We start from the raw sequence: 21,823 nt of genomic DNA, 5'->3' as shown, positions 1-21,823 counted from the left end.
TTTTAATCTTTTAATACTTCTTAATATTAAGACTTTTTCTAAGTTTTATGATAATAATGGTAATACTTTATCAATAATACTTTATTAATTTAAGTTTTTAATCTACTTTTATAGTACATAACATTTTATAAGAAACTCTTTCTAATTTTCTTACAAAAGTCTTAAAGTTTTCTAAAATAATTTTGAACTATTAATATTTATAATGTTCTTATGTAAATAAAATACAGGCTAAGATCTTTTTAAGTCATTCTTAACCTGTTTATATACATAATTACCTATTTTTAATCTATTTATTTTTCATTAATTACTCTATTATACTCAAAATCTGCATATTCATTTACTGAAAAACTATTTACTTTACCTGTAAATAAATTGATCCTTACTTCTACCTTTCTAGATGAATCATTTTCATCTTGATAAAAAAGACGCTTTCCTTTTACAAGTATACATTTAGGGTTTTCTATATCTTCTAATTTATGTTCTTTAATAAAATTCTCTGCTGTATTTTTTAATTCTTCTTCACTAATTTTTAATGGAACATCTGATTCCTTAGGAATATCTTCACTAACCAATACAAAATCTACTTCCTTTGTATTTTCATTGAAGTCAAGCATATAACATTCATCCGTGTCAACGCCAACCCATCCTGTTTGAACCATTCCATGTTTTAATTTTTCTACTCTGTTTTTAAGTCCATCATCATTTTTTTCAGCGTAAGCTATTTGTTTATCATACTCTTCCTTAGAAATCTCCTTGTGATCATATGACTCCTGTATTGCTTCTTTTTCTTTTACCTTTAGTTCATCTAAAGTTTTTTCATTTAATACACATGCACTAAACTTAAAGTTTTCATTTTCTTTAACTGATATGTTAAAGTAATTTTTTAAAACATCTAAAGACTTATCCCTATAAGCTTCCTCTTCAGAACCAGTTACATCAAAATCATCTTTAGAAGCTACTGATGCATCATCTTTAGTATAAACAACATTTTGTTTTACACTATCTGCAAAAGCTCCTTTTATGTTAATTTCATTAAATAAAGCACTAGTAGATGCTACTACTCCTAATGCAACTAATACTGCTGTTAACTTTTTTGAAAACATAATAATTCCTCCACATACAACATATTTTTATTTTTCATTCAGTCTTAATTGTGTGTAATACTTACCACACTTTAATTATAAAATTTAAATGTCCCAGAAGTTTATTCCAATTGTAAAATAGTTGTAAACTTTCATTTATTTTTTGCTATGTTTTAAAACATAGCCATTTTTTTATTTTACTTTTAACTTATAAATTTAATTACTATATAGTAATAACAGAATTCCTGAAAATTAAATTTACTTCTGTACCCTTACCTAATTCACTACTTATTTTAATATCTGCATTATGAACTTCCACTATTTTTTTGCAAATAGAAAGTCCAATTCCTGCTCCATTATTCTTTCTACACCTTGCTTTATCAACAACATAAAAAGGCTGCCATATTTTATCCAAATGTTCTTTTGCCATTCCAAAACCAAAGTCCACTATAGATATATAAGTCTTATCTTGTAAAACAGATACTTTTAAATATATTTTAGAATCATTATTAGATGCTTTTATAGCATTTTCTACTAAATTGCATAATGCCATCTTAATTAAATCTTTGTCCACATCTAATATGCACTCTTCCCCTTCAATAATTAAATTTATATTTTTATCTCTAAGCTTAGCAGAGAGAGATTTTTCTACTTCATATATTATTGGCATAATTTTTTCAGGTGTTAATTTAAATTCTTGAGTCTTAGCATAAATTAAATCCATCATTTTAAAAGCCATCTTCTCAAGTCTTTTTCCCTCTTTATAAATATAATTTGCAGATTCAAAAAATAACTCTTCATTATATTTTGATGTTCTTATTAAATTTGCATATCCAATTATAGAAGTCAAAGGAGTCTTAAGTTCATGAGTAAGATTATTTATGAAAGTTTCCTTTTCAATATTAGACATTTCCAGCTCATTTATTTTATCTTCTATTGTCTGAGCCATTAGATTAAAATGATTTGAAAGAACATTAAATTCATCCTTTGATTTTATGCTTACCCTTTCAGAATATTGTCCCAAAGATATTTTCTGAGTAGACTCTATTAACGTATTTATTGGTTTTGTTATTAATCTGCTTACAAAAAACATAAAAACAGCAAAAAGAGAACAGATTAAAATATCCAATTTGATAAAAAGAGCATAATGACTCATTTTTTCGGTGTATATGCTTGAAATATCTTTAGCATAATGTATTTTTATTGGGACATTATACACATTAACTAAACTGGATACATATAAATACTGCTTTCCATCTAATGTTCGAATAATATAGTTTGTTTTTCCTAAAGGAAGGTTTTCTAATTCCTGTTTTTCATCTGAAACAGGAAATTTTACATCTGAATATAATATTTTATTTTGGGTATCTAAAATTTCTATATCTCCATGTTGTCCAATTTCATGATTAATCAAATTGTTATACTCACTCATTAAAGCGCTGATTGACATATTAATATCAGGAGAACTATCTAAATAATAACTTTTTTGCAAAGCTAAAGAATTAATTCTGAATTCTGAAGAAACAAATTTTTGTTCTACAAGACATTTCTCAACTTCTTTTTTTAATACATCATTATGGAATTTTTGTATCAGTATAAATCCAGCTATATTTAAAGTAAATATAAGCAATAATAAAGAAAAAAAGTATATTTTTTGCCATAACTTCATATATTCTACTCCTCTAATCTGTATCCAATTTTATATACAGTTTTTATGTCATCCATAATGTCTAACTTTTTCCTTATTTTTTGAATATGAGTATCTATTGTTCTTGTTTCACCCATATATTCATATCCCCATATCTTTTCTAATAAATATTCCCTTGATAAAGCCATATTTTTATTTTTTACAAGCATAAGCATAAGTTCAAATTCTTTTAAAGTAAGATCAATTCTTTCATCTTCTTTTTTTATAATTCTTTCATCTTCATATATCTTTAAATTCTTAAATTCTATACAATCTTTATTTTTAGAATATCTTCTTAAAACTATTTCAATTCTTGCTAGTAATTCAACTGTTTCAAATGGTTTGACAATATAATCCTCTGCACCTGATGTTAATCCAGTCACCTTATCAGCAAGTCCATTTTTAGCTGTCAGAAATATTACTGGTATATTTAAATCTTTTATTCTCTTCATTAATTCAAAGCCATCCATACCTGGTAGCATAATATCCATGAGTATTAAATCGAAAGATTCTTCTTTTAATAAATTAAAAGCTTCTAATCCATCAAATATCTGCCTGCTTTCATAACCAGCCATACTTAAGTTTATTTTTATTAAATTAGAAATAGCCTCATCATCTTCTATAATTAAAACATTTATTTTCAAATTTCTTCCCCCTAGTACAATTATGTCAATATTTTTAGTAAAATTATATTTTAAAACAGTATTGATATTATAGTATAAACAGAATTCTTATCATCAGATAAAGCTTGTCTTTGGCTGATGGTTAGAAGTCGTTATCCATGAGCGTGTAGCTGTTATAAAATTACAGATACTAGCTATCGGATAAAGTCTACGGACAGGATTAACATAGGAAACTTGACTCATATACATTCGTCCAATAAGTTAGAGAAACAAAATATAAAATTTCACTCTGTGAAAGTTCAAATAACCAAATATAAAATTTGAATTTTCACTTTTGGATTTTCACTTTTGACTCTCACTTAAGAACTCTAAAATATCCAACATTTACTTAAAACATAGCATATAATGAATGCTAATTTATACATCCATTATATAACAAACTCTTCAAAAACATTGTAAAATAGTTGTAAACTTTTCTCAAAATATAGAAAAATAAGAAGTACCTTTTTAGATACTTCTTATTTTTACAAATTATAGTTATCACTAATTAATATCTTGTTTTTTATTTCTGAGCTTTATAGAAATTATCAATACCAATATTTTTCATAGTATTATTATTTTCTTTCCATACTTTAGAAAGTAACTTATTATATGTTATGAGATTATAATGCTTACTAATTAATTTTTCAAAACTTTTTATTTCTAAACACTTAGTTCATTAACTCAGTTTTATCCGTTGATTTCATGCATTATTCTCATTATATTTCTTGCAATAGGTTGTACAATAAGTAACTCTAAAAACATAACTACACAAAAGTTACGTGGCCAACAAATTGGAAATTCTTTAATGACTTCTAGACTAAGCCCACTTGCTAAAATTCCTCCCACATTTGTCATAATAATAGACATACCAATAACAGTAAAAAATGTCCTAAACATAATATGAGCATTTAAACTATCTGTTGGTAAAATAAAAATAGAAACTAATTTATCAGCTACCTTCCCTACAATAAACATTTCAAGTATCATCGCAATTATAAAAACTAATGGAAATGCTTTTAATGCTGTAACTATAGACGCTCCTGAAACTCCCCCCATATTAATACAAATATTCATAGTTGCCATAAAAATGCAAGTCAATGCACATATAACACACCCATAAATCAATCCCTCTTTTCCATTTCTAGGCATACATTTTTCCATAATATCCTCCTTATTTTTAGTTAAATTGAAAAATACGCTGTATCGACGACAAGTGGTATGACCGTCGGTACAACGCATTGACTTCCATAGTATAGCATAAATTTTTTCATTGATGTAATACCCTAATTTTATTTTTTTATTATATCCTTATTGAATTTTACACTTTGTTTAATTGCTTTAACTGTGATTCTAATGAATCCATTATACTTTTTTTCCTGTTTGAATTTCTCTCCAAGTTCTCCATTATATTTTTTATTATATTATCCATATCCCATATAAATTGATTATCATACATTTCAAAAGCACATTTCCCATAATCTGTAACTTCTCTTTCATATATACCTTTCTTATCATTTACATAGTTTAAACGAGTTACGCAAAATTCATTATTCCATAATAACCATAATTCATATAATCCATATTTCTCATTCATATAACACTTAACATCTTTACTTCCACTCTTATACTCATCTACTTTCATAGCATGTTTACATAAATCATTAAATGATATCAAATCACTAAATTTACTATTAAGACTAAAACGTTCTATGTTATCTATTTTTTCATAAACTAAATGTTTTCTTGAAATATTAATTATCTCCATTATTTCTGTTACTTTAGATTTTAATAGTACAGAACTTTTTTCATTAATCATCTTATTATTAATTTCTATTTCATTAATTAAATTTTTTATTTTATTTAACATGTTACCTCCAATATTTATAAATATATATCAAATTAAAAGTGTATTCTTAAAATTACAAATCTATAATACGAATCTAATCTACACTATTATTTATCGACATAAAATACTATATTTTTATATAAATAACATTATTTTTTAGTTATAAAATTTAATTACTATTCTTAATTAATTCAATTATATTTAAACTCAATTTTTACTCTTTATTTTCGTCATCTTCTCTTTTTATTAAAAGTAACTTATAAACTTCCTTTATAAATTATTTTTATATTTATTTTTTTACAATTAATTTTTAAAAAGTACTGTACCTGTCGTAGTAAATATGATATATTAAAATTACTACGACAGATATAGTATTATAATCGTAGTAATCGTAAAGGAGGGGGTACTTTGATTAGTAGTGATATTATCCGAGGATATAACGATACTATTATTCTTTATATGCTACAAGCTGGTGAATCCTATGGATATGAAATATCAAAAAATATCAGAAAACTTTCAGAAGAAAAATATATAATAAAAGAAACGACTCTTTATTCAGCGTTTACACGTCTTGAAAAAAATGGGTATATAGAGTCTTTTTATAAAGATCAAACGTCTGGTAAAAAACGTACTTATTATAAAATTACTCCTGAAGGTCTAAAGTACTATAAAGAAAAATGTGAAGAATGGAAATTAACAAAAGAAGTTATTAATAAATTTATTAAGGAGTGATTAAAATGGAAACCATAAAAAATTATTTAGATAATATGTTTAGCAGTTTACCAAAAACAAGCCAAATTCTTAAATTAAAAAATGACTTATTAGAAAACATGGAAGAAAAATATAATGAGCTTAAAGACGAAGGAAAATCTGAAAATGAAGCTATAGGTATTGTAATTTCAGAGTTTGGAAATATTGATGAACTAATTAATGAACTTGAAATTGATACTAATAAAATAGAGTCTCAACTTCCAACTATTACTTCAGAAGAAGCATATGGTTTTATAAATGCTAAAAAAAGAGCAGGATTATTAGTAGGTATTGGAGTATTTTTATGTATTCTATCGGCAGCTATGTTAATATTAATCACTAGTCTTATAGAAAATAATATTATTTTTACTAACCTATCAAAAAATAACCCAGATTTACCTGGGGTTATAGCTTTATTTATTATGATTCTACCTGCTGTAGCTTTATTTATTTATTCTGGAATGGAATTAAAAAAATATAGTTATCTAAAAAAACAGTTTGAGTTACCTATTCATGTTAAATCAGATTTAGAACAAAAGTTTAACGCTTTTTCATCAACTTATATGATATCTCTAATAGTTGGAGTATGTTTATGTGTATTATCACCGATTGCAGTTTTAATAACAGATAGCTTAAATAGTAATGCATCTGATTATGGAGTAGTTCTTTTACTAACGATTGTTGCTATTGCAGTTTTCATTTTTATATACTTTGGAAATATCAAGGAAAGCTTTACCATATTACTAAAAATTAAAGATTTTCCAAAGGAACAAAATAAAGTTGTAAATGTAGTTGCAAGTATAATCTGGCCTTTAGCAGTTTGTATATTCTTAATCACAGGTTTTATTTTTCATATATGGCATATAAACTGGATTGTTTTTCCTATAACAGGAATATTATTTGGTATGTTTAGTTCAGTTTATAATATTTTAAAAGGTGAAAATAAATAATTTTTAATCCTAGCCTATTTAATTGAACTTACTATCTAAAAATAAATATACTAAATTTTTTATTACCAGTTATAAGTTAACGTTAATATTTTAATATAAACACTATTTTGAAATATAAAGTTTAAAATTAATATTTATTATAAACAAATTTTCAACCTTCAGATAAAATTTAATTTATCTGAAGGTTGAAAAGTATTATATTAACATTTATGAAAATATAGTTATTATAAAATTCACCTTTATCTATTATATAAAATCTATTTAAAAAATTAGAATTTAACTATCTAACTACTTTTAATTGTTGTTTCACAATTTTGTATTCTCTACTAATTAGGTACAATAATATCAGAAATACTATTGTATCTATCATTGGAGTAACAAACCAAACTGCTTTAATTCCTAAAAAAACAGGAAATAATATAATTGCTGGCACAAATAATATTACCTGTCTTAAGCAAACTAGTATACCAGCATTTTTTGCATTTCCTATTGACTGAAAAAATGTTACTCCCATAATAAATGCTCCTAGTACTGGAAATGCACTATACATTATTCTGAAATTACTTATTCCTTCACTAACTATTGATATATCCGTTATCATTAGAGATAATACTTGTCTAGGAAATAATTCAATTGGAATCCAAAATACACATGCAAGAATAGTTGCACCTAATATAAATGTATTTGTGCATTTCTTTACTCTTGAAAATAGTTTTGCTCCATAGTTAGTTCCAACTACTGGTTGTAATCCTTGACTCATTCCCCAAAGAGGAATAAAAGATAATGCTTGTATTCTTAATGTTGCTCCCATTAATATTAATTGATTACTTCCTCCATACTTTGCTGCCATTCTATACATCAATGTCTGTTGTACCATACTCATAACTTGCATCATCATAGCAGATAATCCTACTGAAAATATTTCTGGTAAAAGTGTTCTTTCAATTTTAATTTTATGAAATCTTACATTTTTACTTGTTCTTATAAAATAAATCATTGTAATAATAGATTGTATAATTTGAGAGATTACTGTAGCTACTGCTGCACCTTCAATGCCATATTCACCAAAAGATATTATTAAAATTGGATCTAATATTATATTTAAAACGGCACCTATTGTCATAAAAAGCATAGCTTTTTTCATAATTCCTTCTCCACGCATTACCATATTAGCACTTTGCGCAAAATTTACAAAAATTGAACCTGTAAAAATAATCCGAAGATATTTTACTGCTAATTCTAAAATTTCTCCCTCTGCACCAGTTAAGATTAAAATTTCTTTTGTAAATACAATCCCTAAAACCATAAGAATAGTTGAAAAAATTAATACTAAACTTAATAAGTTTCCCATAATCTTATCTATAGTTTTTTGATCATTTTTACCTATAGATCTCGATAAAATAGATGCTGATCCAATTCCTATTAAAGTAGATATAGCACTATTAAAAAATGTAATTGGATATGCAATAGATACAGCTGCCATAGCATTTTTACCAATCAATTGTCCTGCAAATACTCCATCCATAAATGAATATAGTCCTATTACAACCATTCCTAAAATTGCTGGAGTACATAACTTAAACATCAATTTTTTAGGATCTTTTTGCAGCAATTCTTCTCTGTTTTTACTCATTAATAAATCACTCCTTTTAATTGATTGTAATTGATATCAATTTTCATTATCTACTCCATAAAAATAAAAATGCTCCAAAAAATTTGGAACATTTCTTCTTCATTGAAATTATAAAATTTTATTCTTAACACTTTATTATAATTTATTCTATCCCATTAAAAAATCTAAGATATTCCAACCAGAACCTGATTGCGCCTTATATAATTCTGTATAACCACATCTTGTACAACTAACAGTTATAAATTTTTTATTTTGTACATCAAATATCTTTGCAAAGTTTCCACCTGTTGCTTGAAATTGATCTGATTCATAATGTTGATTTCCGCATTTAGGACACACAAATTGCTTCTTTTCCATAAACTCTATCCCCCTCTAATTATTTTATTTATATAACAATTTAATATAATAATTAAATTATAATATTAATAAACAGTCCATTTCTTTAACATTAATTTATTCTATAAATAATATAAATTATCTATTATATAATTAGTCTTATTATAAGCAATTTTAAAAGTCATTCCAAGTAATTTTATTTGGTAATTTATCCCTAAAACCTATAAAATTCAACCTTTAAAATATATAATAATAGCTCCTACAAAAAAATAATTTACTATTTTTTATAGGAGGCTTTTTATAAAAAATTATACTTATAAAAAATATATTTATATTACTTAACAAATTGTTTATGTACTTTATTTTTCAATTTGAGGATTTATAAATTTAAATATTATTATACCTAATATTGCAGATAAAATTGAAGCAACCATAATACTTATCTTTGCTGTAGACAATATAGTTTCATCTGAAAATGATAAAGATGAAACAAATAGTGACATAGTAAATCCGATTCCTCCAAGAACACTTGCACCATATAAATGGTTTTTGGTCACCTGAGATGGAAGCTTTGCAATATTCAATTTTATTAGTATATATGAAACTCCAAATATTCCCACTTGTTTACCAACAAAAAGACCAAATATAATACCTAAACTGACAGGAGTAAATATCAGTGTTGAAAAACTATTAATATCAATCTTTATACCTGAATTTGCTAAAGCGAATATTGGCATAATTACAAAAGACGACCATGGTGTTAAAGTATGTTCAAGTTTATATAAAATTGATTCTTTAAATTCATTCATATTTTTTCCAACAGGTAACACCATTCCAAGTAAAACACCAGCAATTGTTGCATGTATACCTGATTTTAAAAAACAAATCCAAAGTAAAATGCCTCCAATAATAAAAATAGATGTAAATTTAATTTTAAATTTATTAGCTAATATAAGTATACAAAAAATAGCTAACCCTATAAAAAAAGCACTCCAATAAATTTGACTAGTATAAAATATAGCAATTACAATAATAGCGCCCAAATCATCAACTATAGCTAAAGCTGTAAGAAAAACTACTATTCCCTTAGGTGCTTTTTTTCCTACTAAAGCAAGTATTCCTAAAGCAAATGCAATATCTGTTGCCATTGGAATTCCCCATCCTGTAATCGTTGCTCCTTTATAATTAAATAATACATAAATAATTGCAGGTACTATCATACCTCCCAATGCTGCAGAAACAGGTAATATTGTCCTTTTTAAAGACTTAAGCTCTCCAATTACTAACTCCCTCTTTATCTCCATCCCAACTACAAAGAAAAATATAGCCATTAATCCATCATTGATCCAATGAAGAACTGACATAGATAAAGAAATTTCTTTATATCCAATAGTTACATATGTATGAAGTATATTATCATAAGTTGTAGCAAAACTAGAATTTGCAATTATTATCGCAATAACAGCACAAATTAAAAGTATTAAACCACTAGACGATTCACTTTTTAAAAAAGCTAAAAATGGATTAAAAATTTTATTATTAATTTTATTTTTCATATATAGCCTCCTTCATATTATTATGTATACCCTAAAAACATAATTTAAATAAAAAATTATATTAAATTATGTTTATTTTCTGTACTTATCATAAATTTAATAACAAACATATGTATTTCAAAGCATTATCAAATGATATCGTTTAATTCAGTAATATGTTACATTTATTTTAAATTTTCGGCTTATAACAACTATTGTTAAAATATTTTAATCATATTATCATTACTATATATTTAGGTGATGGAGTTCGCCTTTAACTGCGTAATGCTAATGACTCCTACAAAAAACGGGTATACTGTTTTTTGTAGGAGTCTTTTTATTCTTTCGAAATTATATTATTAAAGAAATTATAAATAACTCAGAATATATTCTTTATTTAAAAGTTAATAAAGAATATATTCAAATACCTAGATACATAAAAAAATTGACGACTCCACAATCGCCTTAACAATTATTTATTAAAAATATAAAAAAGGAGAAAAGAATTTATATGGATAAAGATAATTCTAAAAAAAAGAAGACAATTGTATTTCTTAAAAATCCAAACTTAAGCACACTTCTTGGAATATCATTTTTAAAGTGGATTTTTATAGGTACAATCGTTGGCTGTTTAACAGGAGTAGCTGGTGCTTTATTTTTAAACAGTTTAGAACTTGCTACAACTTTAAGAAATAATAATTCTTGGTTATTATTTCTTCTTCCACTAGGAGGTGCTTTTGTTAGTTTTCTATATTCTAAATATGGCAAATCTTCTTCAAAAGGTAATAATTTAATTATAGATAAAATTAATACTAGCAATGGAGATATTCCTGCCCGTATGGCATTTTTAGTATTTCTTGGCACTTTTATAACTCATCTATTTGGTGGTTCTGCAGGTAGAGAGGGTACTGGTGTACAAATTGGTTCAAGTATATCTGAAGTTGTTGGACGTTTATTAAAATTAGACAAGGTAGATACTAAAATTATTTTAATGTGTGGAATTAGTAGTGGATTTAGTTCAGTCTTTGGTACTCCACTTGCTGGAACTATATTCGGATTGGAAGTGGCCGCACTTGGAACTATGAGCTATCAAGCTTTAATTCCATGCTTTACATCGGCTTTTGTAGGAAATATTGTAACAACATCTTTTGGTGTTCATCATTCACATTATACTATATTGCAAGTTCCTACTATTACATATATTGTAGTGTTAAAAATTATAATTGCTGCAATTTTATTTGGCTTAATTAGTAAATTATTTAGTGAGTTAACACATAAATTAAAAGATATATTTTCTTCTAAATTTAAAAATGCTGCAATTAAAAGTATGGTTGGTGGAGTTATAGTAATTTTATTAACCTATTTAATAGGGACAAGAGATTACCTTGGACTTAGCCTACCTTTAATAAATAATTCATTTACTGAACAAGTAAGTCCTTTTGCATTTTTTAATAAACTTATATTTACTTCATTTACTTTAGGTACTGGATTTCAAGGTGGAGAAGTTACTCCTTTATTTGTAATAGGTTCAACATTTGGTAATGCCTTATCAAATATACTTCATATTTCTCCATCCTTTTTATCAGGATTAGGACTTATAGGAGTATTTGCTGGAGCAACAAATGCCCCTATAACATCTTTTATTTTAGGATTAGAGCTATTTGGTGCTCAAGGAATTGAATTTATGTTTATGACCTGCGCTATAAGTTATTTATTTTCTGGTCATTCAGGCATATATATTTCTCAAAAAATTGGTACAAGTAAAAGTACATTAATTAAAGTTCCTAAAGAATCTACATTAGCATATTATAGAAAACCTAAAAATGAAAAACTTTCTTTGTAAAGTTAATATTACACTTAATGAATAATCTAATGCTATATTTCAAGTAAGTTCCTCTGTCTATGAGCTTTATACTATAATATCAACACTATTTTAAAACATATCCTAATCAAAAAAGCTAGTATTTGATATCTTATTTATCAAATTACTAGCTTTTTTGATTTATTAATTAAATTTATGTTTCAGAACTTACTTAACTTCTTCTAATTTATCTAACTTTTTATTATATACGAACATATATAATGATGCACTAAAGATAACTATATATCCTATAAAGCTTAAATAATCTGGAAGTTGATTAAACATTACTAAGCTTATTATTGCTGAGAAAAGTATGTTTGAATAATCAAAAATTGATATTTCTTTTGCTGCTGCATATTTGTAAGCTAATGTTATTCCGAATTGCCCTAAACTTGCAAATACCCCTGCTAATATCAAATAAAGAAATTGTATTAATGCCATTGGCTTATAAGAAAACATCATAAATGGAAATAATACTACTGTAGAAAATAGAGAAAAATAAAATACTATTGTATCAGGTTTTTCTTTTCCACCTAGTTCTCTTACACAAGTATATGCTGCCGCTGCAAAGATTGCCCCTCCTACCCCTGCTAAAGCTGGTAATATTTCAAGATTAAAAGATGGCTTTATAATAAATAATGCTCCCAAAAATGCAATTCCTAAAGCAATTATTTGTCTCATATTTATTCTTTCTTTTAAAAATAATGCTGAAAAAATAATAACAAAAAATGGACTTAATTTATTTAACATATTCGCATCTGATAAAACTAATATATCTATTGTATAGTAATTAAGAACTATTCCTAAAGTTCCAAATAAAGACCTTAATATTAGCGTTTTCTGATTTTCTCTTTTTCCAAAAAAACTTTCTTTATGTTTTAAAATCAATGTAAATGCAACTATTGTAGAAACTAAATTTCTAAAAAAGGCTTTTTCAAAAGACGGTAAGTCTCCAGCAAGTTTAACAAATGCTGACATCATTGCAAAACCAAAAGCTGATAATATTATAAATATTATGCCTTTTGTTCTATTGCTTGAAGTATTAAAATTCATATTTTCCCCTCCTCCTTAACCCATTTAATATATCACTATTGATAAATATTTTCAATAACTCTAATATATCCCTTATAACGTTCAACATCATAATTTAACAGAAAAAAACTGCTGATATGTGGTTATCAGCAGTTTTTGCTTGTAAATTAATATATATAAATTTAATGAAATGTACATCTTAGGGAGAACAGAAAAAATTTTTGATACTAAATGCAAGGTCATGCGAATTATTTCCATTTAGTATGTTGTTAAGTGTGTGCTCTTTAACTTTATCATATTGACAAAAGATTTTTTTAGCTTTGTTGCAATCGTTATATACTTTCCAATAACCACAAAGTAAACATTTTTTCTTTGTACATTCCATAAAATCTTTAACATCTTTAATTGGTATTCCTAAGAATAACCCAAGTTCATGAGGACAATGATACAAATCATATCTTTCTTTTAATTTTTTTAGATAAATATGTATATCTTCTTTTTCATCATATCCTAGTTTATTTAGAAACAGCTTATTTTCTGATTTAAATATATATTCTTCAAGTAGTTCCTTATTATAAAGCATTACTATTATAGCTTTATCATTATCTCTTAATTCAATAAATTCTAAACCTATATTTTTTACAAAACTTCTACCAAATTTAATCCATTTTCCATATAGATTATCTCCATCTTTTTTTAATGCTATCGTTGACGCTGGTTTTATACCTGCAATAACTTGAGAAACATTATAAACTATAAAATTTTCTATATATTCTTTATCTTCCATAGAATTTAATTTATTGTAAAAATCTAAATACTTCATAATAATTCCCTACCTCAATTGTTTTTTATAATGCAGCTATCTTCTTTCCAAAGTCTCTACACTCATCTTCATCTTCTGGTTCATTTTGAACTGTTAATGGATCAATTGTTGATTGACATCCATAAGAAATCATTCTTTCTTCCCAATCTCTCATCCATTGTCCATCGCCCCATCCATAAGAACCAAACAATGCAACTTTCTTACCTGAAACTTTGCTTGACAATTCCTCTACAAAAGGTTCAAATTCTCCTTCTTCAAGTACCTCATCACCCATAGCTGAACACCCTAAAATCACTACATCTTCATCATTAAATATATCTGAATTGGCATTAGATACATTAACTACTGTTGCTTCTTTTCCTGCTGCAACTATACCTTCACTAATTAAATTTGCCATTTTTTCTGTATTACCTGTTCCTGACCAATAAACTATTTTCATCCCATTTCCTCCTCAACAATCTCTTTTCTTTTTGAGATCGATTATCATTTACAATTAAATAATATTATTAATTGATACAATTGTCAATACTTTATTTAAAAATAATTTATTTTATTTCTTTTTTTCTTGAATATTCTTCTTACAGTACTTTAAACAACGTGTATTAAACGTCCTAAAAATTAATTATTCTCTTTATTAATAAATGCTAACAACCTTGTTAATTTTCTATTTTCACATTGTTTTGAAATATGCCCTAAAATGAATAAGCTATTACAAAATGATTAAAACTTATCTTGTAATAGCTTATTTAAACTTTATCTATTTATTATTTTTAAATTTTTCATACTAAAATCTAATATTTTTGCTGAATGAGTCAAAGCTCCAACAGATATATAATCTACTCCTATTTCTGCAACCTCTTTAATATTATTTATATTTACATTACCTGAGAATTCAATTATTGCTCTTTTATTAATAATATTCACAGCTTCTTTAGCTAAATTCAAATCGATATTATCCAGCATTATTATATCTGCTTGTGCACTCAATGCCTCTTTAACCATTTCTATATTTTCAGTTTCCACCTCAATTTTTCTGACAAAGGAAGAATTCTTTCTAGCTAATTCTACTGCTTGTTTTATTCCACCTGCTGCACTTATATGGTTATCTTTAATCATAATACCATCTGATAGATTAAACCTATGATTACCTCCCCCTCCAATTTTTACAGAATATTTCTCTAAAATTCTTAAATTTGGAGTTGTTTTTCTAGTATCCAGAAGTTTAACATTTGTATGTTTTATTTGCTCTATAAATTTATTTGTTAACGTAGCTATACCACTCATTCTTTGTAATAAATTTAATGCAACTCTTTCTCCCTTTAATATATTTCTAGTATTGCCTTTTAAAAATCCCACTTTATCTTTAGGAGATACATTATCACCATCGCATTTATATAAATCAATTTGAACATCTCCTAAAAGTTCAAATACTCTTTTAAATACATCTAAACCTGCAATTATCCCTTCTTCTTTGCATAATAACTCTACTGTAGCAATACATTTATCATCTATTATAGAGTTAGTAGTTATATCTTCATTTGGTATATCCTCTTTTAATGCCTCTTTAATTATCTTATCTATAATTAAATAATTCATCATCTAAAATTCCCCCATTTAATTTTATTGCTTCTTTAACTAAAATACTGTTTTCTTCACTTAGCTCTTCTATAGATTTACTTATTTTATTTACTGCAATTACATCAGTCTCTATATAATTTATATTTTTATTTATATTAATTGCACATCGTCTTGAAAATACAAGCCCCTCAAGTAAAGAATTACTTGCTAATCTATTTGCTCCATGAATACCTGTACAGCTTGTCTCACCTACTGCATACAAATTTTCCATTGATGTTAATGAGTTAGAATCTACTTTTATGCCTCCCATTAAAAAGTGTTGAGCTGGAGAAACCTTAATATATTCCTTAGTAATATCAACACCTCTTTTAAAACATTCTTTATATATTGATGAAAATCTACTAATTATATAATCTTTTCCTAAAAAACTTATATCTAAATTTACATAATGGGAATCTGTTTTTTTCATCTCCTTATATACAGCCTCTGATACTATATCTCTTGGCAAAAGTTCATCTACAAATCTTTCTCCATTTATATTTAATAACTTCCCACCTTCTCCTCTTAAAGATTCAGATATTAATAATCTTCTTTTATCTTCACATTCTTGATAAAATGCTGTCGGATGAATTTGGATATAATTCATATCTTTAATTTCTATATCATGCTTAATTGCAGTAGCTATTCCATCACCTTTTAATACTCTCTGATTAGTTGAATTGCTAAATAATCCCCCTATACCACCAGTTGCAAGTACTACACATTTTGAATATACATTTATCTGTTTGTTTTCTTTAATTAATATTGCACCAATGCATTTTCTTTGATTTTCTATAATATCAACAAAATACGTATCCTGATAAATTTCTATATTATCAGATTGCATTACTTTATTTATAAGTGCCTTTGCAACATTTTCACCAGTATTATCTTTTGTGTGAACTATTCTATTTACAGAATGTGCTCCCTCTTTAGTAAAGTTTAAATTTCCATTACCATCCTTATCAAATTCTACTCCTATTGATATTAGCTCTCTTATGTTATTCATTGATTCATTCGCCAAAATTTTTATTGCTTCTATATCATTTTCATACTTACCAGCTTTTAAAGTATCACATATAAATAAAGGTATATCATTTTTATCTATGGCTGTAGATATTCCCCCTTGAGCTAAATAAGTATTAGTACATGTTATTTCACTTTTACAAACAATCAAAATCTTCAAATCTTTTCTTAAGTTTAATGCACAATATAATCCTGATATTCCTGAACCTATTATTAGTACATCTACAAACTTATTCATAATACTAGTCCCCTAACCTATGCATATTTTCTAAAGATTTTAATGCTTTCTTTCTAATCTCCTCATTTAACACTATTTCATTTTTCATATTTAATAAAGTATCATATAAATTTTCAAGAGTTGTTTTCTTCATATCTTCACAATAAATTCTATTTTCTGGGAAAATAAATTTTTTATTAGGATTTCTTTTATTTAATTCATGTAAAATGCCTTCTTCTGTTACTATAATAAATTTATTGCATTTACTTTTTGTTGCATATTCTATTATTCCATTTGTACTTCCTATATAATCTCCAAGCATTCTAACCTCTTTTTTGCACTCTGGATGAACTAATATTTCAGCATCAATATGTTGTTTTTTTAATTTTAAGATATCATTTTTATTTATTTTATTATGACATTTACAAAAACCATCCCATAATATAAATTCTTTATCTGGAAAAAATTCTGATATATATTCTCCTAAATTTTTATCTGGCAAAAATATTATTTGTTTATTAGATACATTATCTAATATTTTTAATGCACTTGATGATGTTACAACAACATCACAATATGCTTTTACATTATAAGTTGAATTAATATAACAAACTACATAAGCTTTTGGATACTTTTCTTTTAAATCTATTAAAGACTTACTACTAGCCATATCAGCCATTGAACATCCTGCTTTTTTATTCGGAATTAAAATATGCTTATTCGGAGATAGTATTTTTGCACTCTCTGCCATAAAATTTACTCCACAAAATACTATAACATCTTCTTTACATTTTTTAGCTATTTCACTTAAATAATAAGAATCTCCTATAAAATCAGCTATTTCTTGTATTTCACTTGGCTGATAATAATGAGCAAGAATAATTGCATTCTTTTCTTTTTTTAATTTTAATATTTTATCTTTTAATGTCCCCCACATAATTACACCACTTTTATAATTTATTTACAGGTGTATATACACCTATGTAGGTAATTATAGCATTTCTACTTTTTCTGTTCAATATATAGAAAAAATTAAAATTAATTCCATATATTATTTGCATCAAAAGCTAATCATTATATTTATTATTTACAAATATAAACTCTTATTAAAATTAAATAATTTTATTTAATTTAGGGAATACTTGAAATTGTGTGTTATTAGTATATTTACTTAAATAAAAAAACTTTTAATTTAAAATAAATTATCTAATTTATTGATAAGGATTTTTTAGGAGGATTTATAATGAAAAAATTTGTTTGTACTGTATGTGGTTATATTCATGAAGGTGATACCCCACCCGAAATTTGTCCTGTGTGTAAAGTTGGCAGTGATAAATTTATTGAAATGAAAGAAGATATGACTTGGGCAGATGAGCATAGAATTGGAATTGCAAGTGATGTATCATCTGAAATTATTGAAGCTTTAAGAGCTAATTTTACTGGTGAATGTACTGAAGTTGGTATGTATTTAGCAATGTCTCGTCAAGCTGATAGAGAAGGATATCCTGAAGTTGCTGAAGCTTATAAGAGAATTGCATTTGAAGAAGCTGAACATGCTGCTAAATTTGCTGAAATTTTAGGTGAAGTTGTTGTACCAGATACAAAAGCTAATCTTAAAGCAAGAGTAGAAGCTGAATTTGGTGCTTGTGATGGTAAAAAGAAACTAGCAACATTAGCAAAAAAAGATAATTTAGATGCCATACATGATACTGTTCATGAAATGTGTAAAGATGAAGCTAGACATGGAAGAGCATTTAAAGGTCTATTAGATAGATATTTTAAGTAAACTTATAAATTAAATATTAACAACAGAAAATATTTTCTAAACCATTTTTATATAGCTAAAAATTTATATTAAAAGGAGTGTTTTTTATGCAAAAAATTAATTGTGGTGTAACTAATTGCTCTCATAACTGTTCTGGTACTTGTTATGCTAATCGTGTTGATATTGGTGGGCAATCCGCACAAAAAGATTGTGATACATGCTGCGGATCTTTCTTAGATAAAAAACATTATAGTGACTTAACTAATAATACTAACAGTTCTAGTGAATGTGATTGTCTTGTTTGTTCTGTTGAAACATGTAAACATAATTATAATAAACTTTGTGATCTTTCATCTATAACTGTTGATGGTTCTAATCCAAACATGTATACAGAAACTCAATGTGAAAGTTTTAAACGTAAATAAAACTATTTATTTTATATGAATAATAAAATAATAATGTGGAAAAATAAAATGTTCTCACATTATTTAATCTATTTATATAATCTTTATGAAAAGGCAAGTATTATACTTAATCGTAAATACTTGCCTTTCATTTATTTAATGTTATTATTTTCTTCTGCAAATTTAATGCCGTGACAAGCACTAGCTGATGGACAACCTGAACATCCACATCCACAACCACCTTCACCATTTTTAGCTTTTTTAACTTGTTTTGCTATTACTAAAGCCATCAAAGCAAATATAATAACACTTATTAAAATTGTTGCTATCATAACATATCACTTCCTTCAATTAAATATTTTTAATTATATACCCATTCATCAAATAAAACTTAATGAATGAGTATATAATATGAATTATTTTGTATAACTTAACTTAGGAGTTGTTTGAGTTTTTATAGAATTTTTAGAAACTATTATAACAAAACTTACAATTCCAACAACTATCAAAATAGAAATTATTGCTCCTACTATACTACCACCCAATAAGATTGCATTACCAACTTGATTAATTAAAAGAGCAACCATATAAGCAGTACCTGTTTGGAAACCTAATGTAATCCAAGTCCATTTCCATGAACCCATTTCTCTCTTTATTGCACCTATTGCTGCAAAGCAAGGAGCGCAAAGCATATTAAATGCTATAAATGAGAATGCACTAACTACAGTAAACATACTTGCAACATTCATAAGAAGTGTTGGATCTTCTTCTGTCGCATCAGCAATACCAAATAAAACACCAAATGTAGCAACAACCCCTTCTTTTGCAACAAGACCAGTAATTGTCGCAACAGCTGATTGCCAATCTCCAAATCCAAGTGGTGCAAATATTGGTGCTATTACACTACCTATACTAGCTAATATACTTTCACCAGTATCAACCATTTCTAATGACCAATTAAATGATTTTAAGAACCATATTACTCCACATGCAACGAAAATAATTGTACCAGCTTTTATAATAAATGCCTTTCCTCTATCCCACATATGCATTAACACACCTTTTAAACTTGGAATATGATATTGTGGAAGTTCCATAACGAAAGGAGCAGGATCTCCTGCAAATAATTTAGTTTTCTTTAAAATAATACCACATATAATTATCATTATAATGCCTAAAAAATATACTGAAGGTGCTACCCAAGATGCTCCTCCAAAAATTGCTCCTGCAAATAATGCAATAATTGGTAACTTAGCACTACATGGAATAAATGTAGTTAGCATAATTGTCATTTTTCTATCTCTATCATTTTCCATTGTACGAGTTGCCATTATTCCTGGCACTCCACAACCTGAACTAATAAGCATAGGAATAAATGATTTACCTGACAGACCAAACTTACGGAATATTCTATCCATGATAAAAGCTACACGAGCCATATAACCACAATCTTCAAGTAAAGATAATAGGAAGAATAAAACCATAATTTGAGGTACAAATCCAAGTACTGCTCCTACTCCACCAATTAACCCATCTATAATTAATCCTTGTAGCCAATCAGCAACATTTGCACTTACTAACCAATCCGAAACATTTCCTTGAATAATCTCTGCAAATAATGTGTCATTTACCCAATCTGTCATCGCAGTTCCAATTGTACTTATTGCTATGTAATATACTCCCCACATAATAAAAGCGAAAATTGGAAGTGCTAAGAAACGATTTGTAACAATTTTATCAATTTTATCTGATGTTGTTTCGCTTCTTTTACGATTTTTCTTTATAACCTTTGATATATTGTCTCCAATAAATGAATAACGTTCTTCAGTAATAATACTTTCACTATCATCATCAAGTTTAGATTCACATTTTTTTATAACTGATTCAATTTCATCTAAAACTACAGAAGATATTTTTAATTTTTCTAAAACATTTTTATCTCTTTCAAATAATTTAATTGTAATCCAACTATTTTTCATACCTTCATAAGAAATATTGTCATCAACAATTTTTTCTATAGATTCTATAGATTGTTTAACCTCTCCACTGAAAGGTAAAATAAATTCATTTTTTTGATTTACAATTTCAATAGCTTTTTCTGCTGCCTCTTTAACACCTTGTCCTTTTACTGCTGAAGCTTCTACAACTGGACATCTTAATAATTTTGATAGTTTGTTAACATCAATTTTATCGCCATTTTTTCTGACTATATCCATCATATTTAATACTACAACTGTAGGAATTCCTAATTCCAAAATTTGAGTTGTTAAATATAAGTTTCTTTCAATATTAGAAGCATCAACTATATTTATAATTGCATCTGGTTTATCATTAATCATAAAATCACGACTTACAACTTCTTCAAGTGTGTAAGGAGATAAAGAATAAATACCTGGTAAATCTATAATTTCAACATCCTTATGACCTTTTAATTTTCCACCTTTTTTTTCAACTGTTACTCCTGGCCAGTTACCCACATATTGTGTTGAACCTGTAAGTTCATTAAACATTGTTGTCTTACCACAATTGGGGTTACCCGCAAGACCTATTTTAATTGACATTTTTATTCCTCCTTGTTTACTTGTTTTTATAAC

General features: G+C 26.3%; 21 protein-coding genes and 1 riboswitch. Of the genes, 5 read left to right on the top strand and 16 right to left on the bottom strand.

Annotation, left to right across the window (positions count from 1 at the left end; all coding sequences use genetic code 11):
* Nucleotides 1-290: 290 nt before the first annotated feature.
* The 5 genes from ACYUET_RS14815 to ACYUET_RS14795 form a co-directional block, all read right to left on the bottom strand.
* On the bottom strand, nucleotides 291-1,103 hold the full coding sequence (locus ACYUET_RS14815) for a hypothetical protein (protein ID WP_460280871.1): 813 nt from the start codon (nucleotides 1,101-1,103) through the stop codon (nucleotides 291-293).
* Between the two features lie 202 nt (nucleotides 1,104-1,305).
* Nucleotides 1,306-2,751 carry a sensor histidine kinase gene (locus tag ACYUET_RS14810; RefSeq protein ID WP_460280869.1) on the bottom strand — a complete coding sequence of 482 codons (1,446 nt, stop codon included), beginning with the start codon at nucleotides 2,749-2,751 and terminating at the stop codon, nucleotides 1,306-1,308.
* A gap of 5 nt (nucleotides 2,752-2,756) precedes the next feature.
* Nucleotides 2,757-3,413, bottom strand: coding sequence for a response regulator transcription factor (locus tag ACYUET_RS14805; protein WP_460280867.1), 657 nt, complete (start codon nucleotides 3,411-3,413; stop codon nucleotides 2,757-2,759).
* Nucleotides 3,414-4,121: 708 nt separating this feature from the next.
* The gene (locus ACYUET_RS14800) at nucleotides 4,122-4,595 is read right to left on the bottom strand and encodes a DUF2798 domain-containing protein (RefSeq protein ID WP_460280865.1); all 474 of its coding nucleotides are present in this window, start codon (nucleotides 4,593-4,595) and stop codon (nucleotides 4,122-4,124) included.
* Between the two features lie 157 nt (nucleotides 4,596-4,752).
* Nucleotides 4,753-5,301: a hypothetical protein gene (locus tag ACYUET_RS14795; protein WP_460280863.1), complete on the bottom strand. Its 549-nt coding sequence runs from the start codon at nucleotides 5,299-5,301 to the stop codon at nucleotides 4,753-4,755.
* A 387-nt stretch (nucleotides 5,302-5,688) separates the two neighbouring features.
* Here ACYUET_RS14795 and ACYUET_RS14790 point away from each other — a divergent pair, with 387 nt between their 5' ends.
* Both ACYUET_RS14790 and ACYUET_RS14785 read left to right on the top strand, forming a co-directional pair.
* Nucleotides 5,689-6,012 (top strand): PadR family transcriptional regulator, encoded by a 324-nt coding sequence (locus ACYUET_RS14790; protein ID WP_460280861.1) that lies wholly within the window; start codon nucleotides 5,689-5,691, stop codon nucleotides 6,010-6,012.
* A gap of 5 nt (nucleotides 6,013-6,017) precedes the next feature.
* Nucleotides 6,018-6,980: a permease prefix domain 1-containing protein gene (locus tag ACYUET_RS14785; RefSeq protein WP_460280859.1), complete on the top strand. Its 963-nt coding sequence runs from the start codon at nucleotides 6,018-6,020 to the stop codon at nucleotides 6,978-6,980.
* Between the two features lie 280 nt (nucleotides 6,981-7,260).
* Here the strand turns inward: ACYUET_RS14785 and ACYUET_RS14780 are convergent, their stop codons facing one another.
* The 3 genes from ACYUET_RS14780 to nhaA form a co-directional block, all read right to left on the bottom strand.
* Nucleotides 7,261-8,613 carry an MATE family efflux transporter gene (locus ACYUET_RS14780; protein ID WP_460280857.1) on the bottom strand — a complete coding sequence of 451 codons (1,353 nt, stop codon included), beginning with the start codon at nucleotides 8,611-8,613 and terminating at the stop codon, nucleotides 7,261-7,263.
* Nucleotides 8,614-8,760: 147 nt separating this feature from the next.
* Nucleotides 8,761-8,970 (bottom strand): zinc ribbon domain-containing protein, encoded by a 210-nt coding sequence (locus tag ACYUET_RS14775; RefSeq protein ID WP_460280855.1) that lies wholly within the window; start codon nucleotides 8,968-8,970, stop codon nucleotides 8,761-8,763.
* Between the two features lie 338 nt (nucleotides 8,971-9,308).
* Nucleotides 9,309-10,505, bottom strand: a complete 1,197-nt coding sequence (gene nhaA, locus ACYUET_RS14770) for a Na+/H+ antiporter NhaA (protein WP_460280853.1) — start codon at nucleotides 10,503-10,505, stop codon at nucleotides 9,309-9,311.
* Nucleotides 10,506-10,732: 227 nt separating this feature from the next.
* A riboswitch (Fluoride riboswitch) is annotated at nucleotides 10,733-10,792 on the top strand.
* A gap of 203 nt (nucleotides 10,793-10,995) precedes the next feature.
* Between nhaA and ACYUET_RS14765 the strand changes: the two genes are divergently transcribed.
* Nucleotides 10,996-12,327, top strand: a complete 1,332-nt coding sequence (locus ACYUET_RS14765) for a voltage-gated chloride channel family protein (protein WP_460280851.1) — start codon at nucleotides 10,996-10,998, stop codon at nucleotides 12,325-12,327.
* A gap of 186 nt (nucleotides 12,328-12,513) precedes the next feature.
* Here the strand turns inward: ACYUET_RS14765 and ACYUET_RS14760 are convergent, their stop codons facing one another.
* From ACYUET_RS14760 to nadA, 6 genes are all read right to left on the bottom strand, one after another.
* Nucleotides 12,514-13,398 (bottom strand): DMT family transporter, encoded by an 885-nt coding sequence (locus ACYUET_RS14760; protein ID WP_460280849.1) that lies wholly within the window; start codon nucleotides 13,396-13,398, stop codon nucleotides 12,514-12,516.
* A gap of 178 nt (nucleotides 13,399-13,576) precedes the next feature.
* Nucleotides 13,577-14,200, bottom strand: a complete 624-nt coding sequence (locus ACYUET_RS14755) for a DUF3793 family protein (protein WP_460280847.1) — start codon at nucleotides 14,198-14,200, stop codon at nucleotides 13,577-13,579.
* Nucleotides 14,201-14,225: 25 nt separating this feature from the next.
* A complete protein-coding gene (locus ACYUET_RS14750; RefSeq protein WP_460280845.1) occupies nucleotides 14,226-14,639 on the bottom strand; it encodes a flavodoxin in 414 nt (137 codons plus the stop codon).
* A 314-nt stretch (nucleotides 14,640-14,953) separates the two neighbouring features.
* Entirely contained in the window at nucleotides 14,954-15,796 is an 843-nt protein-coding gene (gene nadC, locus ACYUET_RS14745) for a carboxylating nicotinate-nucleotide diphosphorylase (RefSeq protein ID WP_460281036.1), read from the bottom strand.
* Nucleotides 15,774-17,081, bottom strand: coding sequence for an L-aspartate oxidase (locus tag ACYUET_RS14740; protein WP_460280843.1), 1,308 nt, complete (start codon nucleotides 17,079-17,081; stop codon nucleotides 15,774-15,776). The genes nadC and ACYUET_RS14740 overlap by 23 nt, the downstream gene beginning before the upstream one ends.
* A 4-nt stretch (nucleotides 17,082-17,085) precedes the next feature.
* The gene (gene nadA / locus ACYUET_RS14735) at nucleotides 17,086-17,997 is read right to left on the bottom strand and encodes a quinolinate synthase NadA (RefSeq protein ID WP_460280841.1); all 912 of its coding nucleotides are present in this window, start codon (nucleotides 17,995-17,997) and stop codon (nucleotides 17,086-17,088) included.
* Between the two features lie 306 nt (nucleotides 17,998-18,303).
* On the opposite strand from nadA, the gene ACYUET_RS14730 reads away from it, so the two are divergent.
* Together ACYUET_RS14730 and ACYUET_RS14725 are read left to right on the top strand one after the other, a co-directional pair.
* Nucleotides 18,304-18,846 carry an NADH peroxidase gene (locus ACYUET_RS14730; RefSeq protein ID WP_460280839.1) on the top strand — a complete coding sequence of 181 codons (543 nt, stop codon included), beginning with the start codon at nucleotides 18,304-18,306 and terminating at the stop codon, nucleotides 18,844-18,846.
* 86 nt (nucleotides 18,847-18,932) lie between these two features.
* Nucleotides 18,933-19,250 (top strand): DUF1540 domain-containing protein, encoded by a 318-nt coding sequence (locus ACYUET_RS14725; protein WP_460280837.1) that lies wholly within the window; start codon nucleotides 18,933-18,935, stop codon nucleotides 19,248-19,250.
* A 131-nt stretch (nucleotides 19,251-19,381) separates the two neighbouring features.
* Here ACYUET_RS14725 and ACYUET_RS14720 read toward each other — a convergent pair whose 3' ends face one another.
* Nucleotides 19,382-19,561, bottom strand: a complete 180-nt coding sequence (locus ACYUET_RS14720) for a FeoB-associated Cys-rich membrane protein (RefSeq protein WP_460280835.1) — start codon at nucleotides 19,559-19,561, stop codon at nucleotides 19,382-19,384.
* 84 nt (nucleotides 19,562-19,645) lie between these two features.
* Nucleotides 19,646-21,790: a ferrous iron transport protein B gene (gene feoB, locus ACYUET_RS14715; RefSeq protein ID WP_460280833.1), complete on the bottom strand. Its 2,145-nt coding sequence runs from the start codon at nucleotides 21,788-21,790 to the stop codon at nucleotides 19,646-19,648.
* Nucleotides 21,791-21,823 lie beyond the last annotated feature (33 nt).

The organism is Clostridium sp. CTA-5, assembly GCF_054768135.1.
This window is presented reverse-complemented; position numbering and strand designations above follow the sequence as displayed.

Bases quoted from the DNA above. Each gene is read 5' to 3' on its own strand.
- nadA (WP_460280841.1), bottom strand. From the start codon at position 17,997: ATGTGGGGGACATTAAAAGATAAAATATTAAAATTAAAAAAAGAAAAG.
- feoB (WP_460280833.1), bottom strand. From the start codon at position 21,790: ATGTCAATTAAAATAGGTCTTGCGGGTAACCCCAATTGTGGTAAGACA.
- ACYUET_RS14795 (WP_460280863.1), bottom strand. From the start codon at position 5,301: ATGTTAAATAAAATAAAAAATTTAATTAATGAAATAGAAATTAATAAT.
- nhaA (WP_460280853.1), bottom strand. From the start codon at position 10,505: ATGAAAAATAAAATTAATAATAAAATTTTTAATCCATTTTTAGCTTTT.
- ACYUET_RS14800 (WP_460280865.1), bottom strand. From the start codon at position 4,595: ATGGAAAAATGTATGCCTAGAAATGGAAAAGAGGGATTGATTTATGGG.
- ACYUET_RS14765 (WP_460280851.1), top strand. From the start codon at position 10,996: ATGGATAAAGATAATTCTAAAAAAAAGAAGACAATTGTATTTCTTAAA.
- ACYUET_RS14730 (WP_460280839.1), top strand. From the start codon at position 18,304: ATGAAAAAATTTGTTTGTACTGTATGTGGTTATATTCATGAAGGTGAT.
- ACYUET_RS14725 (WP_460280837.1), top strand. From the start codon at position 18,933: ATGCAAAAAATTAATTGTGGTGTAACTAATTGCTCTCATAACTGTTCT.
- ACYUET_RS14760 (WP_460280849.1), bottom strand. From the start codon at position 13,398: ATGAATTTTAATACTTCAAGCAATAGAACAAAAGGCATAATATTTATA.
- ACYUET_RS14720 (WP_460280835.1), bottom strand. From the start codon at position 19,561: ATGATAGCAACAATTTTAATAAGTGTTATTATATTTGCTTTGATGGCT.
- ACYUET_RS14775 (WP_460280855.1), bottom strand. From the start codon at position 8,970: ATGGAAAAGAAGCAATTTGTGTGTCCTAAATGCGGAAATCAACATTAT.
- ACYUET_RS14780 (WP_460280857.1), bottom strand. From the start codon at position 8,613: ATGAGTAAAAACAGAGAAGAATTGCTGCAAAAAGATCCTAAAAAATTG.
- nadC (WP_460281036.1), bottom strand. From the start codon at position 15,796: ATGAATTATTTAATTATAGATAAGATAATTAAAGAGGCATTAAAAGAG.
- ACYUET_RS14815 (WP_460280871.1), bottom strand. From the start codon at position 1,103: ATGTTTTCAAAAAAGTTAACAGCAGTATTAGTTGCATTAGGAGTAGTA.
- ACYUET_RS14785 (WP_460280859.1), top strand. From the start codon at position 6,018: ATGGAAACCATAAAAAATTATTTAGATAATATGTTTAGCAGTTTACCA.
- ACYUET_RS14755 (WP_460280847.1), bottom strand. From the start codon at position 14,200: ATGAAGTATTTAGATTTTTACAATAAATTAAATTCTATGGAAGATAAA.
- ACYUET_RS14810 (WP_460280869.1), bottom strand. From the start codon at position 2,751: ATGAAGTTATGGCAAAAAATATACTTTTTTTCTTTATTATTGCTTATA.
- ACYUET_RS14750 (WP_460280845.1), bottom strand. From the start codon at position 14,639: ATGAAAATAGTTTATTGGTCAGGAACAGGTAATACAGAAAAAATGGCA.
- ACYUET_RS14740 (WP_460280843.1), bottom strand. From the start codon at position 17,081: ATGAATAAGTTTGTAGATGTACTAATAATAGGTTCAGGAATATCAGGA.